The organism is Janthinobacterium sp. 75, assembly GCF_004365495.1.
Taxonomy (GTDB): Bacteria; Pseudomonadota; Gammaproteobacteria; order Burkholderiales; family Burkholderiaceae_D; genus Janthinobacterium.
Window position 1 is genome coordinate 834,822 of record NZ_SORD01000001.1, and the last position, 17,770, is coordinate 852,591.

17 protein-coding genes and 1 tRNA gene are annotated in these 17,770 nt (G+C 61.6%); 12 read left to right on the top strand and 6 right to left on the bottom strand.

Annotated elements, in window-relative coordinates; translation table 11 throughout:
- Positions 1-14 precede the first annotated feature (14 nt).
- The 8 genes from C8C89_RS03940 (at position 15) to C8C89_RS03975 (ending at position 7,492) form a co-directional block, all read left to right on the top strand.
- The gene (locus tag C8C89_RS03940) at positions 15-830 is read left to right on the top strand and encodes an ABC transporter ATP-binding protein (RefSeq protein WP_029496076.1); all 816 of its coding nucleotides are present in this window, start codon (positions 15-17) and stop codon (positions 828-830) included.
- Positions 831-853: 23 nt separating this feature from the next.
- A complete protein-coding gene (locus tag C8C89_RS03945; RefSeq protein WP_198521486.1) occupies positions 854-1,750 on the top strand; it encodes a branched-chain amino acid ABC transporter permease in 897 nt (298 codons plus the stop codon).
- 63 nt (positions 1,751-1,813) lie between these two features.
- Positions 1,814-2,872 carry a branched-chain amino acid ABC transporter permease gene (locus tag C8C89_RS03950; protein WP_034752817.1) on the top strand — a complete coding sequence of 353 codons (1,059 nt, stop codon included), beginning with the start codon at positions 1,814-1,816 and terminating at the stop codon, positions 2,870-2,872.
- 65 nt (positions 2,873-2,937) lie between these two features.
- Positions 2,938-4,257, top strand: a complete 1,320-nt coding sequence (locus tag C8C89_RS03955; RefSeq protein WP_133988947.1) for an ABC transporter substrate-binding protein — start codon at positions 2,938-2,940, stop codon at positions 4,255-4,257.
- 124 nt (positions 4,258-4,381) lie between these two features.
- Positions 4,382-5,218 (top strand): ABC transporter ATP-binding protein, encoded by an 837-nt coding sequence (locus C8C89_RS03960; RefSeq protein ID WP_071079964.1) that lies wholly within the window; start codon positions 4,382-4,384, stop codon positions 5,216-5,218.
- Between the two features lie 16 nt (positions 5,219-5,234).
- Positions 5,235-5,594 carry an MmcQ/YjbR family DNA-binding protein gene (locus tag C8C89_RS03965; RefSeq protein WP_133988948.1) on the top strand — a complete coding sequence of 120 codons (360 nt, stop codon included), beginning with the start codon at positions 5,235-5,237 and terminating at the stop codon, positions 5,592-5,594.
- On the top strand, positions 5,591-6,847 hold the full coding sequence (locus C8C89_RS03970) for an AMP-binding protein (RefSeq protein WP_133988949.1): 1,257 nt from the start codon (positions 5,591-5,593) through the stop codon (positions 6,845-6,847). Before C8C89_RS03965 ends, C8C89_RS03970 begins: the two co-directional genes overlap by 4 nt.
- Before the next feature lie 63 nt (positions 6,848-6,910).
- Complete coding sequence (locus C8C89_RS03975; RefSeq protein WP_035823544.1) at positions 6,911-7,492, top strand: hypoxanthine-guanine phosphoribosyltransferase; 582 nt, start codon at positions 6,911-6,913, stop codon at positions 7,490-7,492.
- Between the two features lie 105 nt (positions 7,493-7,597).
- Here C8C89_RS03975 and C8C89_RS03980 read toward each other — a convergent pair whose 3' ends face one another.
- From C8C89_RS03980 to C8C89_RS03990, 3 genes are all read right to left on the bottom strand, one after another.
- Positions 7,598-8,551 (bottom strand): nitronate monooxygenase family protein, encoded by a 954-nt coding sequence (locus C8C89_RS03980; protein WP_101483398.1) that lies wholly within the window; start codon positions 8,549-8,551, stop codon positions 7,598-7,600.
- Between the two features lie 99 nt (positions 8,552-8,650).
- The gene (locus tag C8C89_RS03985; protein WP_133988950.1) at positions 8,651-9,574 is read right to left on the bottom strand and encodes an MBL fold metallo-hydrolase; all 924 of its coding nucleotides are present in this window, start codon (positions 9,572-9,574) and stop codon (positions 8,651-8,653) included.
- A gap of 8 nt (positions 9,575-9,582) precedes the next feature.
- Positions 9,583-9,810, bottom strand: a complete 228-nt coding sequence (locus tag C8C89_RS03990) for a DUF1289 domain-containing protein (protein ID WP_133988951.1) — start codon at positions 9,808-9,810, stop codon at positions 9,583-9,585.
- Between the two features lie 278 nt (positions 9,811-10,088).
- On the opposite strand from C8C89_RS03990, the gene C8C89_RS03995 reads away from it, so the two are divergent.
- Positions 10,089-10,502: a CopG family transcriptional regulator gene (locus C8C89_RS03995; protein ID WP_101483396.1), complete on the top strand. Its 414-nt coding sequence runs from the start codon at positions 10,089-10,091 to the stop codon at positions 10,500-10,502.
- A gap of 54 nt (positions 10,503-10,556) precedes the next feature.
- Positions 10,557-11,819, top strand: coding sequence for a PHB depolymerase family esterase (locus tag C8C89_RS04000; protein ID WP_243857892.1), 1,263 nt, complete (start codon positions 10,557-10,559; stop codon positions 11,817-11,819).
- 134 nt (positions 11,820-11,953) lie between these two features.
- On the opposite strand, the gene C8C89_RS04005 is transcribed toward C8C89_RS04000, so the two are convergent.
- From C8C89_RS04005 to C8C89_RS04015, 3 genes are all read right to left on the bottom strand, one after another.
- Complete coding sequence (locus C8C89_RS04005) at positions 11,954-13,105, bottom strand: two-component system response regulator (protein ID WP_101483394.1); 1,152 nt, start codon at positions 13,103-13,105, stop codon at positions 11,954-11,956.
- A 31-nt stretch (positions 13,106-13,136) separates the two neighbouring features.
- The gene (locus C8C89_RS04010) at positions 13,137-16,184 is read right to left on the bottom strand and encodes a response regulator (RefSeq protein WP_133988952.1); all 3,048 of its coding nucleotides are present in this window, start codon (positions 16,182-16,184) and stop codon (positions 13,137-13,139) included.
- 93 nt (positions 16,185-16,277) lie between these two features.
- Positions 16,278-16,481, bottom strand: coding sequence for a cysteine-rich CWC family protein (locus C8C89_RS04015; RefSeq protein ID WP_101483392.1), 204 nt, complete (start codon positions 16,479-16,481; stop codon positions 16,278-16,280).
- A gap of 231 nt (positions 16,482-16,712) precedes the next feature.
- Between C8C89_RS04015 and argB the strand changes: the two genes are divergently transcribed.
- Positions 16,713-17,606, top strand: a complete 894-nt coding sequence (gene argB, locus C8C89_RS04020) for an acetylglutamate kinase (protein ID WP_010393729.1) — start codon at positions 16,713-16,715, stop codon at positions 17,604-17,606.
- Between the two features lie 65 nt (positions 17,607-17,671).
- Positions 17,672-17,746, top strand: a tRNA-Thr gene (locus C8C89_RS04025).
- Positions 17,747-17,770: the final 24 nt, after the last annotated feature.

A 17,770-nucleotide genomic window follows, 5' to 3' on the forward strand; every position in this document is an offset into this window, starting at 1 on the left:
TGGAGCACAGCACGATGCAAATGAACGAACCCGACGCCCATTTCGGCACGGCCCGCAAGACGGGGCCCGTGATCCTCGACCTGAAGAACATCTCGCTGTCGTTTGGCGGCGTGAAAGCGCTGACCGACATCTCGTTTGACGTGAAACAGCATGAAATCCGCGCCATCATCGGCCCGAACGGCGCCGGCAAGAGCTCGATGCTGAACGTGATCAACGGCGTGTACCGCCCGCAGCAGGGCGAGATCATTTACCGGGGCGAGCACCGGCGCGGCATGGATTGCTACGCGGCCGCCAAGTCCGGCATCGCGCGCACCTTCCAGAACATCGCCCTGTTCAAGGGCATGACGGTGCTCGATAACATCATGACGGGGCGTAACCTGAAGATGAAGTCGAATTTCCTCTTGCAAGCCCTGTACTGGGGTCCGGCGCGGCGCGAGGAAATCGAGCACCGCAAAAAGGCCGAGGAGATCATCGACTTCCTGGAAATCCAGGCCATCCGCAAGACGCCCGTGGGGCGCCTGCCCTATGGCCTGCAAAAGCGGGTGGAGCTGGGCCGCGCGCTGGTGGCCGAACCGGAAATCCTGCTGCTGGATGAACCGATGGCCGGCATGAACGTGGAAGAAAAGCAGGACATGTGCCGCTTCATCCTCGACGTCAACGACCAGCTGGGCACGACCATCGTACTGATCGAGCACGACATGGGCGTGGTGATGGATATCTCTGACCGCGTGGTGGTGCTCGACTACGGCAAGAAGATCGGCGACGGCACGCCCGACGAGGTGCGCAGCAATCAGGATGTCATCAACGCCTATCTCGGCGTGGCCCACTAAGACGCATTGGACACCGTATGAATATCAATTTTTTCTTTGAAGTGCTGATCGGCGGCCTGCTGTCGGGCGTCATGTACGCGCTGGTGGCGATTGGTTTTGTCCTGATCTACAAGGCCTCGGGCGTGTTCAATTTTGCGCAGGGGGCGATGGTATTTTTCGCCGCCCTCACCTGCGTCGGCATCATGGACAAGTTCGGCCTGTCGCTATGGCTGGCCATCCCGCTGACGATGCTCACCATGATCGTGTTGGGCATGGCGATTGAAAGGGTGGTCTTGCGGCCCCTCGTCAACCAGCCGGAAATCACGCTGTTCATGGCCACCATCGGCCTGACCTTTTTCATCGAAGGCCTGGCGCAGCTGATGTGGGGTTCGCAAGTGCACAAGCTGGACTTGCCCATCGAAGACGTGCCAATGCAGTTCCTGATGGACCGCTTCGACATCAACATTTCGCAGTTCGACCTGATGGCGGCCGGCATTTGCGCGCTGCTGGTGATCTGCCTGGCTCTGCTGTTTTCGAAAACCAAGGTGGGCCGCGCCCTGCGCGCCGTCGCCGACGACCACCAGGCGGCACTGGCGGTCGGCATCCCGCTGCAGCGCATCTGGGCCGTGGTGTGGGGCGTGGCGGGCCTGGTGGCCATGGTGGCAGGCTTGCTGTGGGGCGCGCGCAATGGCGTGCAGTTCGCCCTCACCTTCATCGCCTTGAAAGCGCTGCCGGTGCTGATCCTCGGCGGTTTTACCTCGGTGCCGGGCGCCATCGTCGGTGGCCTGATCATCGGCGCATCGGAAAAGCTGGCCGAAGTCTACCTGGGCCCCATGGTGGGCGGCGGCATCGAAGGCTGGTTCCCGTATGTGCTGGCCCTGCTGTTCCTGCTGGTGCGCCCGGAAGGCCTGTTTGGCGAGAAGATCATCCGGCGCATCTGACGCCGCACCGCCGCACCATGCACACGACGCACAACGCTACCGCTCCATCGCAAAGGACTCGCCATGATTTACCGTGAAGCAGGACAATTCAAGACCAGCTACCAGGCTGACAACCAGATTTTCCCGATCCGCCAGGACCGCCTGGCGCTGACGGCCACGCTGCTTGTCGCCGTCTTCCTCCTGCCGTATTTTGCCTCGCCCTACATGTTGTCGGCGATCCTGATTCCCTTCCTGATCTTCGCGCTGGCGGCACTGGGCCTGAACATCCTGACCGGCTACGCAGGCCAGCTGTCGCTGGGCACGGCCGCCTTCATGGCCGTGGGGGCATTTGCCTCGTATAACTTCATGGCCCGCCTGCCGGGACTACCACTTCTGGTGTCGTTCATCCTGGGCGGCCTGTGCGCGGCCATGGTGGGCATCGCCTTTGGCCTGCCCTCCCTGCGCATCCGCGGCTTTTATCTGGCCGCCTCCACGCTGGCGACGCAGTTTTTCGTCGTCTGGTGCCTGACCAAGATCCCGTACCTGACCAACTACAGCTCCTCGGGTGTGATCACGGTGCAAAAAATGACCATCCTCGGCTACCAGTTCGATACGCCGCAAAGCAAATACCTGCTGGTACTGGCTATCGTGGCCGGCATGGCGCTGCTGGCCAAGAACATGATCCGTTCGAACGTGGGCCGCTCGTGGATGGCCGTACGCGACATGGATATGGCGGCCGAAGTGATCGGTTTCAGATTGATGCGCACCAAGCTGCTGGCTTTCGCCGTCAGCTCGTTTTACTGCGGCGTGGCGGGCGCCCTGTATGCGTATGCCTACCTGGGCACGGTGGAACCGGAAGCATACAACCTGGATCTGTCCTTCCGCATCCTGTTCATGATCATCATCGGCGGCGTCGGCTCCATTCTCGGCTCCTTCCTGGGCGCGGCTTTCATCGTACTGCTGCCCGTCTTCCTGAACACCATCGCGCATGGTCTGGCACTGCCGACCAGCGTGGCCTCGAACCTGGAACTGATGGTGTTCGGCGCGCTGATCATCTTCTTCCTGATCGTCGAACCGCACGGCCTGGCCAGGCTGTGGCAGATCGCGAAGGAGAAATTGCGCCTCTGGCCTTTCCCGCACTAAGAATTTGTACCTTGCAGTCTGATGTCGGTTGACTTGAAATCAAATAAAACAAGAGGAGACACACAATGAAACACATCAAATCGCTCATGCTGGCCGCCGCCATCGCCAGTGCAGCACTCACCATGGCCGGCAGCGCGCAGGCGCAGGACAAGGAACAGTACATCGCCCTGCCGTCCTACCGCGTAGGTCCTTACGCGGCCGGCGGTTCCGGTTTCTACGGCGGCATCATCGATTACTTCAACCTGGTCAACCAGGCCGGCGGCGTCAATGGCGTCAAGATCAGCTGGGAAGAATGCGAAACCGAATACAACCCTTCGCGCGGCGTCGAATGCTATGAACGCCTGAAAACCAAGCAGGGCGGCGCCACTTTGGTCGAAACCCTGTCCACGGGCGTCGCCTACGGCATTCTGGACCGCGTGGCGCAGGACAAGATCCCCATGACGATGATCGGCTACGGCCGCTCGGACGCCGCCAACGGCAAGGTCTTCCCCTACGTCTATCCGCTGATCTCCAGCTACTGGAGCCAGGCCGCTGCCATGATCAAATACCTGGGCGACAAGGATGGCGGCATGGACAAGCTGAAAGGGAAAAAAATCGTCCACCTGTACCACGATTCGGCCTTTGGCAAGGAGCCGCTGCCTGTGCTCGAAGCCCTGTCGAAACAGTACGGCTTCGAGCTGGTGAAAATTCCCGTCGCGCCGCCAGGCAGCGAACAGCAATCGCAATGGCTGCAAATCCGCCAGGCCAAGCCGGACCACGTGATCCTGTGGGGCTGGGGCGTGATGAACTCCGTTGCCATCAAGACGGCGCAGCGCAACGGCTTCCCGCGCGACAAGATGCTGGGCGTCTGGTGGGCCGGCTCCGAGGAAGACACGATTCCATCGGGTGACGCGGCCAAGGGCTACACGGCGATGACATTCAATACGCCAGGCAACTACCCCGTGCTCGACGACATCCGCAAAAAACTCTACGCGTCCGGCAAGGGCAACCTGTCCGACCAGTCGCGCATCGGCTCCGTCTACCACATGCGCGGCGTGACGGCCGGCATCCTGTGGGTGGAAGCGATCCGCGTGGCGCAGGAAAAATTCGGCAAGGGCAAGCCGGTCACGGGCGAGCAAATGCGCTGGGGCCTGGAAAACCTGAACGTCGACGACGCGCGCCAGAAGGCCGTCGGCGCGCTGGGCATGTTCCCCACCGTGAAGACCAGCTGCGACGATCATGAAGGTTCGGGCGCCGTGAAGGTGCAGCAGTGGGATGGCAAGAAATGGACTGCCATCACGCCAAAGTGGATCGTCGGCGACAAGGCCCTGGTGCGCAAGCTGGTCGAGGAATCGTCAGGCAAGTATGCCGAAGAGAAGAAGATCACGCCGGCGTGCATGAAGTAAGCGGCTTTCGGGGTGGTGTCGGATTACGGCCTGCGGCCTGATCCGACCTACGCCGCATCCACGTAGGCCGGATTAGCGTAGCGTAATCCGACAAGCACCAACATCACATGAAAACGAAGCAGCCATGACACCCACTGCCACGCAAACACCAGACACCCCACCGCCCTACCTGTCGGTGAACAATATCGAAGTCATCTACGACCACGTGATCCTGGTCCTGAAGGGCGTGTCACTGCAAGTGCCGCAAGGCAAGATCGTGGCGCTCCTGGGCGCCAACGGCGCCGGCAAGTCGACCACCCTGAAAACCATCTCGACCCTGCTGCGCGGCGAACGCGGCGACGTCACCAAGGGCGAGGTCCAGTTCAAGGGCGAACGCGTGGATCAATTGACGCCGAATGAACTGGTCAAGCGGGGCCTGTCGCAAGTGATGGAAGGACGCCACTGTTTCGGCCACCTGACCATCGAGGAAAACCTCTTGACCGGCGCCTACACGCGCAGCCTGTCGCGCGGCGAGCTGAAAGACGCGCTGGAGAAGGTGTACCACTATTTCCCGCGCCTGAAAACACGGCGCAGCAGCCAGGCCGGCTATACCTCGGGCGGCGAGCAGCAGATGTGCGCCATTGGCCGCGCACTGATGGCCAAGCCGTCGATGATTTTATTGGACGAACCCTCGATGGGCATCGCACCCCAGATCGTCGAAGAGATCTTCGGCATCGTCAAGGACCTGAACCACAAGGAAAACGTGTCGTTCCTGCTGGCCGAGCAGAACACCAACGTGGCGCTGCGCTACGCCGACTTCGGCTACATCCTGGAAAACGGACGGGTCGTGATGGAGGGACAAGCACAGGAACTGGCCAGCAACGAAGACGTCAAGGAATTTTATCTGGGCGTCTCCAGCGCCGGACGCAAGAGCTTCCGCGACATGAAGTTCTACCGCCGCCGCAAGCGCTGGCTGGCCTGACACGGGAGCGGCCGTCATGGACCTGGAACGAGCGAAGCAGGTTTGCCGCGCCTTTCCCGGCGCGACAGAAGACATCAAATGGAAGAACGTGCTGGCGTTTTCCGTCGGTGGCCGACTGTTCGCGCTGTGCGGCGCAGAAGCACACAGCACGCGCGGCATGAGCTTCAAGGTCGATGCGGAACGCTTCCTGGAATTGACGGACCGCCCCGGCATCCGCCCGGCGCCGTACCTGGCGCGGGCCAAGTGGGTGCATATCGCCAGCCCCGACGCACTCGACGACGGGGAAATGGCGGCCCTGCTGCAGCGCTCATACAGCCTGATTTTTACGGGGCTGACAAAAAAAATGCAACGTGACATTGGAGAATCAGCAACATGACCGATACGCTCGACAGTCTGGAAGCACGCGCCCCCGAAGCGCGCGAACGCGAATTGATGGCCGGCCTGCCGCTGCTGATCGCGCGCGCGCAAAAGGCGCCGGGCTGGGCCCGCATCCTCGATGGCGTCAACGCGGCCGACATCACCAGCCGTACCGCATTGGCGCAACTGCCCGTCACGCGCAAGTCCGACCTCAAGCAGTTGCAGCAAGATGCCTTGCCGTTCGGCGGCTTGAACACGACGCCGAAGAACGCCCTGGCACGCGTGTTTGTCTCGCCCGGTCCCATCTTTGATCCGGAAGGCTCAGGCCCGGACTGGTGGCGCTTCGCGCGGCCCATGTATGCGGCCGGCGTGCGCGCCGGCGGCCTGCTGCAGAACTGTTTTTCGTATCATTTCACACCAGCCGCCTTTATGGTCGAAGGGGGCGCCGCACGCATCGGCTGTACCGTCATCCCGGCCGGCATCGGCCAGACGGAAATGCAGGTGCAGGCGATGGTCGACTTGAAGCCGGACACCTACATCGGCACGCCGTCATTCCTGAAACTGATCATCGAAAAGGCGCGCGAGATGGGCGCCGACATCAGCAGTGTCACCAAGGCCCTGATGGGAGCGGAAGCCTTGCCCGAATCCTTGCGCAGCTGGTTTGCCGAGAACGGCGTGCCGCACGTGTTCCAGACCTATGCCTCGGCCGATATCGGCAGCATCGCCTATGAAACGGCCAGCAATGGCAAGCTCAATCCGGGCATGGTCGTTGACGAAAACGTGCTGCTTGAAATCGTCCATCCGGGCAGCGGCATTCCCGTCGGGCCGGGTGAAGTGGGTGAAGTCGTCGTCACCGTCTTCAATGCCGACTATCCGCTGATCCGCTTCGCCACGGGCGATCTGTCGGCCGTGCTGATGGACGCGCCGGATTCGCCGTGCGGGCGCACGAATACGCGCATCAAAGGCTGGATGGGACGCGCCGACCAGACCACCAAGGTGCGCGCCATGTTCGTGCATCCGTCGCAGGTGCATGAAATCGCGCGCCGCCATCCGCAAATCAGAAAAGCGCGGCTGGTGGTGTCTGGCCGCATGGCCAACGACGAGATGGCTTTGCATTGCGAAGTCGACGATCCGCTTGACGCCAGCGGCGTGGAAGCCATCATCGGCTCGATCCGCGAACTGACCAAGCTGCGCGGCGATGTGGTGCTGGTGGCCGTGGGCAGCCTGGCGCAGGATGGCAAGATCATTGACGACATGCGCGATTACAAATAAGGCCAATTTGCGGGATAATACCGGCATTGACCATCAGCCCCATTCATCGCCATGCAAGAGTCCATGCAAGAATTTCATCACAACCGTGCCCGTGACCTGATCAAGAACGCGGAATTGCTGTTCGACCAAGATACCGTGCAGGCGTCGATCACGCGCATGGCCGATGTACTCAACACGCGCTTCAACGCGGAGGATTCCAAGGAATTCCCTCTGGTGCTGGGCGTGATGGGCGGCGCCGTCGTCTTCACGGGCAACCTGCTGCCGCAACTGAGCTTCCCGCTCGAATTCGACTACATCCATGTGAGCCGCTACGGCGACGACGACAAGGGTGGCGAAGTGGTGTGGAAAGTCATCCCCCGTTCGAACGTGGCGGGCCGCACCGTCATCGTGCTCGACGATATTCTCGACGAAGGCGAAACCCTGGCGCACGTCAAGCAGCGTTTGCTGGACATGGGCGCCTCGGAAGTCATCCTGGCCGTGTTTGCAGACAAAGCCATCGGCAAGAAAAAGCCCGTGCAGGCGGACATCGTCGGCCTCGTGATCCCGAACCGCTTCGTCGTCGGCTTCGGCATGGATGCATACGGCTACTGGCGCAACCTGCCAGGCCTGTGGGCCATCAAGCCCGAGGATTTGAAGCAGGAGTGATGTAACGGTGGTTATCGGATGACGCTGCGCTAATCCGACCGACCAGTGCCTGGTGGCGTAGGTCGGATTAGGCCAAAGGCCGTAATCCCACAACTACCACCAGCGTTACAGCTTCAGCCGCGCGCGCGCCGCATCGTATTCGGCCTTCAGGCGCGCCACCATCTCTTCTACGCTAGGCACGTCATCCATCAAGCCCACGCCTTGGCCCGCGCCCCAGATGTCGCGCCAGGCCTTGGCGCTGCCGGAGCCAAAATTCATCGAACTCTTGTCCGCTTCGGGCAAGGCTTCCGGATCGAGTCCGGCCGCGACAATCGATTTTTTCAGATAATTCCCGTGCACGCCCGTAAACAGGTTCGTGTAGACGATATCCGATGCGGCGGATTCAACGATGGCGTCGCGGTAACCGTCGCTCACGTTCGATTCCTTGGTCGCCAGCCAGCGCGAGCCGATGTAGGCAAAATCAGCACCCATGGCTTGTGCGGCCAGCACGGCGTCGCCCGTGGCAATGGAGCCCGACAGCGCCAGCGGACCGTCAAAGAATTTGCGCACTTCGCCCACCAGCGCGAACGGCGACAGGGTGCCCGCATGGCCGCCAGCGCCGCTGGCCACCAGTATCAAGCCGTCGACACCCGCCTCCAGCGCCTTTTTCGCATGGCGGATCGAGATCACATCGTGCAGCACGATGCCGCCATAGCTGTGGATGGCGTCGAGCATTTCCTTGGGCGGCGCGCGCAGCGAGGAAATGATGATAGGTATCCGGTGTTTCACGCACACTTCCACGTCATGCGCCAAGCGGTCGTTCGACTGGTGCACGATCTGGTTGACGGCGATCGGTCCCACTTTTTTATCCGGATTGGCGGCCTGGAAGGCGGCCAGTTCGGCTTGCAAATCCGTGAGCCAGGTGTCGAGCAATTCGGCGGGACGCGCGTTCAGCGCAGGAAAGGAACCGACGATGCCGGCCTTGCACTGCGCCGCGACGAGGGCCGGGCCGCTGGCGATGAACATCGGCGAAGCGATAACGGGTAAGGAGAGGTTTTGCAACGCAACAGGCAATGCCATGGCGGACTCGCTGGAAAGTTGATCGGGATGAGAAACACACTGAACGTTGATTATAGTGCAGAAAAAGTACGGTCGTGCTGAATTTATCGCCTATCCGTTTCAGCCCTCGTTAAGCAAGTACTCACCCTCAACACGCGCCGCTGCGGCTCTACATAGCTGCGCGACGGCCCACTCGGCCAGCGCGACCGCCTCCTGGCGCAGGAAGCGCCGGTTGGCCTCTACGAAGATGGGCATGTCGCGCAACAGCGCTGGTATTGCGGCGATGGCGATGCGCTGACGCTCCAGCAGCAAAAATTTCAGCAGCACCTTGACGGCATTCTGCGCATTGCGCACGGGATCGGAGGACAGGTAGTCGAGGCGCGAATAGGCGCGCTGCAGGGCGCCGGCGGCGTCCTGGAACGGTCGTCCGTGGCCGGGAATGACGACGCGCACGTCCAGGCTGGCGATCAGATCCAGGGTGGCGCGCGCCTCGCTGAAGCCGGAGCGGCCGTCGAGTTCAGGGAAGATCACGCCGAAGCCGTTTTCCCACAGAGCGTCGGCGGAAATGAGGATGCCCTCGTCGGCACAATAAAAGATCAATGAATGCGGATCATGGCCGGGCGCGCCCAGTGCCTGCCAGCGCAGGTCGGCCAGGGTCAAGATGTCGCCGGGCGAAACAGTAGCGTCAAAGCCGAAGCGCGGACATTGCTGGCCCGTGGCCTGGAAACTGAGGGCATCGACATCCCAGCTGCGTACCTTGTCCGCTTCCGAGACGGGAATCGCCGTCTGGCAGCCGTATGCGGCTTGCAGCAGTGCGTTGCCGCCGCAATGGTCGGAGTGCAGATGGGTGTTGAACAGGCGGTCCAGCGGTCGCCCTTGCAAGCTATGGCGCAGCAAGGCCAGTGTTTGCGGCGCATGCGTGACATAGCCGCTGTCGATCAGGGCCGTGTCATCCCGGCCCTTGAACAGGATGTTGTTTGACGACAGCCAGCCGCGTTCGAACACCTGAATGGAATCGGGGAACAGCGCTGGCGATCGCGGCATGGGCTTCCTCAGTAGTCGGGCTCGAAATCGAGCAAAGATTCGCGTCCCGGCAATTCGGCCCATACGGCGCGCTTGAAGTCGTCGTCCGCCTTGCTCCAGGCGATGATCTCGTCGAGCGTACGCATGCAGCCTTCGCACAAGCCGCTGTTGCGATTCATCTTGCACAGGCTGACACAGGGCGACGGTACCGGTGACGGCAGGGGGAGCGGAACGGCTGGCAGGGTATCGACCATCATGGAGCGGCATCGGTGTATGTACAGGCTTGCATTATGCCGCGAAACCATGCCGGCGAGTCGCTGCATCTCCATGCAATGGCTTTATCACCATATTTTTCACCATAAAACATAGTTAAAAAATCACCGTCGCACATTTATTTTAAGCCTCGTTTTCACTCTGAGCGGGCCTTGTCCTACACCCCGACCAGGCCAGATCCTGCTTGACTTGAGCTATTTCACAACTATACTACCATCCATACAGATGGCAAATGGATGCCACATGGAGTTTTTGGAGACTTATGGCCAAGCAAGACAGCAAGCCCAAAATTGGGGAATCCGAGAAAATCACGATCAATCTCGGTCTAATCGACCTGGGGCAGATCGATCTGCTGGTCCAGGAGGGATTTTATTCCAACCGCACGGATCTGATCCGTACGGCCATACGCAACCAGCTGGGTATCCACGCCGACGTGGTGAGACAAACCGTCGCCCGTAAAAGCCTGGTATTGGGCATGCAGCATTATTCGCGCGCCGACCTGGAAGCGATCCAGGCAGCCGGCCAGCGCCTGCAGATACAGGTGCTGGGACTGGCCAGCATCGCCAGCGACGTCTCCGTGGAATTGGCACTGGCCACCATCGAGTCGATCTTCGTATTAGGTGCCCTGCATGCCAGCACCGTCGTCAAGACGGCGCTCGCAGGGCGAATTCACTAGCGTATTGGTTTGCGGCGATGACCCGGCCGATGCGCGGCACCGTTAAGGATGGTCATGAAACTACCTCTCAACATGTTGGCGCACATGCGCGCCGCAACCCGCAATCTGATGGGCCAAGGTCCCGCCGCCGCCACCGAAGCCATCCAGCAGGCGCTGTCTGCCGCCGGTCTGGCGCCGACGGCAGCGTCCACGCAAGCGCCTCCCATGCGTGATATCAATCCCCCGCCGACACCAGCGCAGGCCAGGGCCGAGCAGCCGCAAGCTGCCGCCGGGCCAGAGACGCCTGCCGCGCCACCCACGCCCGCGCAGGCGGCGCAGGACTTCGCGCAGGATTTCATGGCGCGCCTGGGCGTGCCCGCCGGCCTGGGCCAGCACGGCTTCGACATGCCCAGCTTCGAACTGCCGAATTTCCACACGCCCGGTTTCAACGCGCCGGGCACCGCGCCGGTGGAAATACCCGCTGGCGCGCAGTTCATCGACGGTGTGTACCGCAACCATGCGGGCACGCGTTCGTACAAACTGTACATCCCCAGCAGCTACCACGGCCAGGCCATGCCGCTGATCGTCATGCTGCACGGCTGTACGCAAAATCCCGACGATTTCGCCGCCGGTACACAGATGAACGCGCTGGCCGAAGAAAAGGAATGTTTTGTCGTCTACCCGGCGCAAACGCAGGGCGCCAACAGTTCACGCTGCTGGAACTGGTTCAATGCCATCGACCAGCAGCGCGACCAGGGCGAACCATCGCTGATCGCCGGCATCGCCCAGCAAGTCATCGACGACTACCCGGTGAATGAACGCGAAGTGTTCGTCGCCGGCTTGTCGGCGGGGGGCGCCATGGCCGTCATCGTCGGCACCCTGTACCCGGACTTGTTCGCCGCCGTCGGCGTGCATTCGGGCCTGCCCTTCGCCTCGGCGCAGGACTTGCCGTCGGCGCTGGCAGCCATGAAGGGCGGCGCCATGCCCAATGCCCAGCGCAAGGCGCCGGCGGGGGGCGTGCCCATCATCGTCTTCCATGGCGACCGCGACACCACCGTCAACCCGCGCAACGGCGATGAACTGATCGCCCAGGGCGTGCGCAGCCAGGCGGGCGGCAAGGCCGCCAGGGCCGACTCCATCGATGGCAGCGTGCCGAATGGCCACCGCTACACGCGCACCACGCACAGCCAGGCGGACGGCTCACCGCTGGGTGAACACTGGGTCATCCACGGCGCCGGCCATGCCTGGTCCGGCGGCAGCGGCAGCGGAAGTTATACCGACGGCAAAGGCCCGGACGCCAGCCGAGAGATGCTGCGCTTTTTCAAAACCGTCAGCTAACCACTTCTCAGGAGGTGGCATGCATGGCGCCGGCCATGCCTGGTCCGGCAGCAGCGACAACGGCAGTGGTGGTTAAACGAGCGATGGCAAAGGCCCGGACGCCAGCCGAGAGATGCTGCGCTTTTTCAAAACCGTCAGCTGATGTTTTCGGCGAAGGGCGCGATCTGCCGCTGCTTGTCGGCGATCTCGCACACGCCGTCGGCATAGCGGTCGGAGATGGCGATGAACTGCTCCTGGATTTCCAGGAAGGCGTCGACGATCTCGGCGTCAAAGTGCGAGCCGCGCCCATCGACGATGATCTGCACGGCCTGCGCATGCTCCATGCCCTGCTTGTAGATGCGACGGCTGATCAGGGCGTCATACACGTCGGCCAGCGCCATCAGGCGCGCCGAAATCGGGATGGCTTCGCCAGCCAGCCCCTGCGGGTAGCCGCTGCCATCCCATTTCTCGTGGTGGCTGTAGGCGATCTCCTTTGCATACTTGAGGAAATCGACTTCGATGCCCAGCTCGTGTTCGGCCGCCAGGATGGCGTCGCGTCCCAGCGTGGTGTGCGTCTTCATGATGGCCATTTCGTGCGGCTCGAAACGCCCCGGCTTGAGCAGGATATGATCGGGGATGCCCACCTTGCCGATATCGTGCAGCGGCGCCGTCTTGAACAGCAGTTCGATATTCTTGTCCGTCAAAAAATCGCGGAAACGCGGCAAGCCGCGCACTTTCTCGGCCAGTGCCTTCAGGTAGTGCGAGGTGCGGCGGATATGGTTGCCCGTCTCGCTGTCGCGCGTCTCGGCCAGCGAGGCCATGGCGTGGATGGTGACGTCCTGCAGCGCCTTGACCTCCTGCACGCGGCGCTCCACTTCCGTTTCCAGGTACTGGTTCTGGTCGCGCAAAAAATCCTGCATCTGCTTCATCGCCAGCTGCGTCCTGATGCGCGCCAGCACGATGGGCGCCGAAATCGGCTTGGTGATGTAGTCGACGGCGCCCAGGGCCAGGCCCAGCTGCTCGTCGGCCACTTCGCTCATGGCGGTCACGAAAATCACGGGTATGCCGGCCGTGGCGGGATCGGCCTTCAGCGCGCGGCACACATCGTAGCCGCTCATGCCCGGCATCATGATGTCGAGCAGGATCAGGTCGGGCTGGTCGCCGCCGGCGGCGATCTTCAGGGCGCGCTCGCCATTGACGGCGATCTTGGTGCGATAATCGTCTTCCAGCACCGCGCGCAGCAGGTCGATATTGTCTGGCGTGTCGTCGACCACCAGGATGGTTGGCTTGCTTGCCGGCGCTCTCATGCCCGTCCTTCGTTCTGCATATCTGTCCTTGTCACAGTGTCAGCTCCAGCGCTTCGGCCACCTCGCCCAGCTGCGCCAGCGCACCTTCGAAATCGTATTGTCCCAGCATGCGCTTCAATTGGCGCGCATGTTCCGCCTGCCCCGCCGCAACCAGTACGGGACCGATGCCGTCGAGGTGTTTGACGGCCTGCGCATCGTCCTGCAGCAGCAGTTGCGACAGTTCGCGCAAACCCGCTTCCAGGTGCGCCCGGTCGACCGGGGCCACTTGCGCCCCCGCCGCGCTGCCCGCCTCGGCCGCATTGCCGCGCGACTGCATGGCCAGCACGATCTTCGGCACCAGTTCGTCGAGCACCAGGGTGCAGGCAGCCAGGGCCTGCGGCAAGCCGTCGTGCGAACCCAGGCTGAGCAGGTGCTCGACCCGCGCGGCGCTGTCGGCCAGGCCGCCGGCGCCGATATTGCCGGCCAGGCCCTTCAGGGTATGCGCTTCGCGGATCGCCGTCTCGAGCTGGTTGTTCTCGATGGCGGCGACGATGCGCTGCATGGCATCGAACTGGGTTTCCACAAAACGATCCAGCAATTTTCGCATCAAAGTGGCATTGCCTCCCACGCGCCGCATGGCTTCAGCCATTTTCAAGCCGGCGATCACGGGCAGCTCCGCTTCCGGCTGTGCCACCACCGCCGTCATTTCCTGCGGCGTGGCCGGCGCGATCCAGCGCGCCAGGGTACCGAACAGCTGCGCCACGTCGATCGGCTTGGCGATAAAATCGTTCATGCCGGCGTCCAGGCATTTTTCCTTGTCGCCCACCATGGCATTGGCCGTCATGGCGATCACGGGCAAATTCGAATAGCGGGGATCCTGGCGCAGTTTTCGCGTCGCCTGGTAGCCATCCATCACTGGCATCTGGCAATCCATCAATACGCCGTCATAGGCGTTTTCCTCGATCTTCGCCAGCGCGATGGCACCATTGCTGGCGATGTCGACACGGATGCCCGCGTCGTTGAGAATATGCTGAGCCACTTCCTGGTTCACCTCATTATCCTCCACCAGCAGCAGCCAGGCACCGCGCAGGGCGCGTTCGTCGTCGCGGTAGCTGCTCTGGCGCTGCGTTTTGCGACTCTGCCCTGTCACGCCGCCAAACACGAACGATATCTGGTCGAGCAGGGTCGAGGCGCTGACCGGCTTGTTCAATACGCCATCGAGCGGCAACTCCCGCTGGCGCGCCGCCTCCAGCAGCGCTTCGCGATGGAAGGCCGTGACCATGATGCAGGCCGGCGTAGCATCGGTGCCGGCGGCATCGGCACGGATGCCGGCCAGGGTATCGAGGCCGTTCATGCCCGGCATTTTCCAGTCCATCAGCACTAGCCCGTAGGGGCGCCCCTCAGCGCGTGCCTGCGCCACGGCGCCGATGGCCAGCACGCCGCCAAACACGGCACGCGCCTCGAAGCCCAGCGCCGTCAGCATGCTGACGAAGATTTCGCGCGCACTGGGGTTGTCGTCGACCACCAGCACGCGCAGGCCATCAAACTGCTGTGGTACTGGCAAGCTATCGCGCGGCACGGCGGCCAGGCCGAAGCGGGCGGTGAAGAAAAAGGTGCTGCCCACACCCGCTTCGCTGACCAGGTCGATCTCGCCTTCCATCATTTCCACAAGGCGCTTGCTGATCGTCAGTCCCAGGCCCGTGCCGCCATGGTGGCGCGTTGTGGACGTGTCGGCCTGGGTAAATGCCTGGAACAACTTGCTGCGCTGGGGCGGCGTCAGGCCGATGCCCGTGTCGCGCACATCGACACGCAGCACCGCCGCATGTTCTTCCAGCTGCTGCAGGCGGATGCTGACGACGATCTCGCCCTTGTCTGTAAATTTGATGGCATTGTTGGTCAGATTGATGAGTACCTGGCCCAGGCGCAGCGGATCGCCCTGCAATGCGTTCGGCACATCGTGGCCGATGTCGAACAGCAGTTCGAGTCCCTTGTCCTGGGCCCGCATCACGGAAAGGTCAGCGATCTGCGCCAGCACGTCCTCGAGGAAAAAATCGACTTTTTCAAAGGCCATCTTGCCCGCCTCGATCTTCGAGAAATCGAGGATGTCGTCGATGATGGCCAGCAGGTTCTTCGAAGCCGACTCCACCTTTTCCAGGTAATTGCGCTGGGTCGATGTGAGCTCCGTCTGCAGCGCCAGGTGGGTCATGCCGATGATACCGTTCATCGGCGTGCGGATCTCGTGCGACATATTGGCCAGGAAGTCCGACTTCATCTTGGTCGCATCCTCGGCCACTTCGACGGCATGGCGCAGGTCCTGCTCGACGGCCAGGCTGGTACTCATGTTTTTCAGCGCCTGCAGCAATTCGCCCGTCTCATCGCGCGACGTCACTTCGATGACGGAACTTAAGTCGCCGTTGGCCACGCGCGTAGCGATTGCCACCGCCTCGCCCAGCGGACGCGTGATCGAGCGCGCCGACCAGGCAAAGGCCAGGCCGATCAACAGGGCTGCCAGCCCGATGCCGCCCATCAGGATCAGCGATGTATCGATATCGTTGCGTATCCTGGCCGCGCTGTCGCGTATCAATTGCTGATGCAACTCATCGAGCTGCCCCACATACAGCAACACCTTTTCCAGCACCGGCAAGGTCTGCGTCTGCATGGCCTGCTCGGCGCGGGCATCCTCGCCGCGCTCGATCAGTTCAAACATCGCCTTGAGCGAAACATAGTAGTCGGCGCGTGCAAGATGCATTTGCTCCAGCAGGCGCCGTTCCTCGGGCCGCGCATCGAGACCATCGAGGATGCGCACCTGCTCATCGATGCCTTGCTTGATCGCTTCCAGGCGCGCCTGATTCTCCTGGCGCCGTGCCAGCTCGTGCTGGTTCGGCAGGTTGCCGATGCGCGTGGCCGCCTCGCGCGCCAGCCCATGGATCTTGCTGGTGGCCTTGGCGGCGACCCAGTCGCGCTGCAGGATATCGTCGGTCTCGGCGCGGATGGCATAGATGCGGCTGCCCGCCAGGACAATGACGACCAGCATCAACATGATCAAGATGGCATAACCGGCATTGATGCGCACGCCGATGCGGATATCCCTGAAGCGCATGACTTTCCTGTCAGAAATTCTTTAGAATCGAAGTCTGACCGTATTCCCCTACGGAAAGCAAGGTTTATTGCAAAGCAATTTGTACCGAAGCGCTTAATTGGTCGACGTGACCGCTTTTAGAGGCGGTGTCAGGGTGGCAATATGCGCTTGAAGGCAGGCCGGGCACCAGCAGCCGATGGCGCGACTACCGGGCACGGGCATGGCGGGCGGCAAGGCCGTGCACCAGCATGGTTCGCTGGTCTGCGGGGCAGTCTGGCCACACTGGAAGGTGGCGCCGCAGAGAGTGCACTGGCTCATGACTGTGTTTGAATTGGCAAGTGTGTGTCATGCTGCACCGGGGTGCGACGCAGATGTAACTGGCAGTAAAAGGGCTGGCTGGCGAACATATCGGACCAGACTATAGGATCATCAGGGAAAATACAACAAGATCGCCCTATAATGCCTCCAAGATTTTCTTCTTCCCTGTAAAATCTCACAAATCTATTTTCCGGACTCGCCATGAATCAACTAGCTAACTTGAACCTGGACATGAATGACGACTTGACGGCGGTGTCGCCGCAAATCAAGGCGCAGATTCTGGCCGAGGCCCTTCCCTACATTCGCAATTTCCATGGCAAGACCATCGTCATCAAATACGGTGGCAATGCCATGACGGACGAACGCCTGAAGCACGGCTTCGCGCGCGACGTCATTCTGCTCAAGCTCGTCGGCATGAACCCGGTCGTGGTACACGGCGGCGGACCGCAGATCGACAACGCGCTGAAAAAGATCGGCAAGCAAGGCACCTTCGTGCAAGGCATGCGCATCACCGATGAAGAAACCATGGAAGTGGTGGAGTGGGTGCTGGGCGGCGAAGTACAGCAGGATATCGTCATGCTGATCAACCATTACGGTGGCCAGGCGGTCGGCCTGACGGGCAAGGATGGCGGCTTGATCCGCGCGCGCAAGATGCAGATGCCGGACCGCGAACATCCGGGCGAATTCCTCGACATCGGCTTTGTGGGCGAGATCGACGCGATCAACCCGGCGGTCGTCAAGGCGCTGCAGGACGACGCCTTCATCCCCATCATCTCGCCGATCGGTTTCGGCCAGGACGGCCAGGCCTACAACATCAACGCCGACGTCGTGGCGGGAAAAATCGCGGAAATCCTGAAAGCGGAAAAGCTGATCATGATGACCAACATCGCCGGCGTCCAGGACAAGCAGGGCAACCTGGTGACCGATCTGTCGGCGCGTGAAATCGACGAGATGTTCGCCGATGGCACGATCTCGGGCGGCATGCTGCCAAAGATCTCGTCCGCGCTCGACGCCGCCAAGTCCGGCGTGAACACGGTGCACATCATCGATGGCCGCATCGAACACTCATTATTGCTGGAAGTGTTGACCGAACAGGCTTTTGGTACTATGATCCGTTCGCACTAAAAAAATCGCAATGCATCACAGCGAGTAGTTTGGCGGCGCAGATCACCTGGCGCCGCTTTTAATTTGCCCTTGTAGCTCAGTGGTAGAGCACTCCCTTGGTAAGGGAGAGGCCACGTGTTCGATCCACGTCAAGGGCACCAGTATCCTTTCCCCGCAGCTGAAAA

What these genes read in the sequence shown, in the direction of transcription:
- C8C89_RS03995 (WP_101483396.1), top strand. Translation starts at nt 10,089, where the DNA reads ATGGCCAAGCAAGACAGCAAGCCCAAAATTGGGGAATCCGAGAAAATC.
- C8C89_RS03965 (WP_133988948.1), top strand. Translation starts at nt 5,235, where the DNA reads ATGGACCTGGAACGAGCGAAGCAGGTTTGCCGCGCCTTTCCCGGCGCG.
- C8C89_RS04015 (WP_101483392.1), bottom strand. Translation starts at nt 16,481, where the DNA reads ATGAGCCAGTGCACTCTCTGCGGCGCCACCTTCCAGTGTGGCCAGACT.
- C8C89_RS03955 (WP_133988947.1), top strand. Translation starts at nt 2,938, where the DNA reads ATGAAACACATCAAATCGCTCATGCTGGCCGCCGCCATCGCCAGTGCA.
- C8C89_RS03960 (WP_071079964.1), top strand. Translation starts at nt 4,382, where the DNA reads ATGACACCCACTGCCACGCAAACACCAGACACCCCACCGCCCTACCTG.
- C8C89_RS03975 (WP_035823544.1), top strand. Translation starts at nt 6,911, where the DNA reads ATGCAAGAATTTCATCACAACCGTGCCCGTGACCTGATCAAGAACGCG.
- C8C89_RS04010 (WP_133988952.1), bottom strand. Translation starts at nt 16,184, where the DNA reads ATGCGCTTCAGGGATATCCGCATCGGCGTGCGCATCAATGCCGGTTAT.
- C8C89_RS03940 (WP_029496076.1), top strand. Translation starts at nt 15, where the DNA reads ATGCAAATGAACGAACCCGACGCCCATTTCGGCACGGCCCGCAAGACG.
- argB (WP_010393729.1), top strand. Translation starts at nt 16,713, where the DNA reads ATGAATGACGACTTGACGGCGGTGTCGCCGCAAATCAAGGCGCAGATT.
- C8C89_RS03950 (WP_034752817.1), top strand. Translation starts at nt 1,814, where the DNA reads ATGATTTACCGTGAAGCAGGACAATTCAAGACCAGCTACCAGGCTGAC.
- C8C89_RS04005 (WP_101483394.1), bottom strand. Translation starts at nt 13,105, where the DNA reads ATGAGAGCGCCGGCAAGCAAGCCAACCATCCTGGTGGTCGACGACACG.
- C8C89_RS04000 (WP_243857892.1), top strand. Translation starts at nt 10,557, where the DNA reads ATGAAACTACCTCTCAACATGTTGGCGCACATGCGCGCCGCAACCCGC.
- C8C89_RS03980 (WP_101483398.1), bottom strand. Translation starts at nt 8,551, where the DNA reads ATGGCATTGCCTGTTGCGTTGCAAAACCTCTCCTTACCCGTTATCGCT.
- C8C89_RS03985 (WP_133988950.1), bottom strand. Translation starts at nt 9,574, where the DNA reads ATGCCGCGATCGCCAGCGCTGTTCCCCGATTCCATTCAGGTGTTCGAA.
- C8C89_RS03970 (WP_133988949.1), top strand. Translation starts at nt 5,591, where the DNA reads ATGACCGATACGCTCGACAGTCTGGAAGCACGCGCCCCCGAAGCGCGC.
- C8C89_RS03990 (WP_133988951.1), bottom strand. Translation starts at nt 9,810, where the DNA reads ATGATGGTCGATACCCTGCCAGCCGTTCCGCTCCCCCTGCCGTCACCG.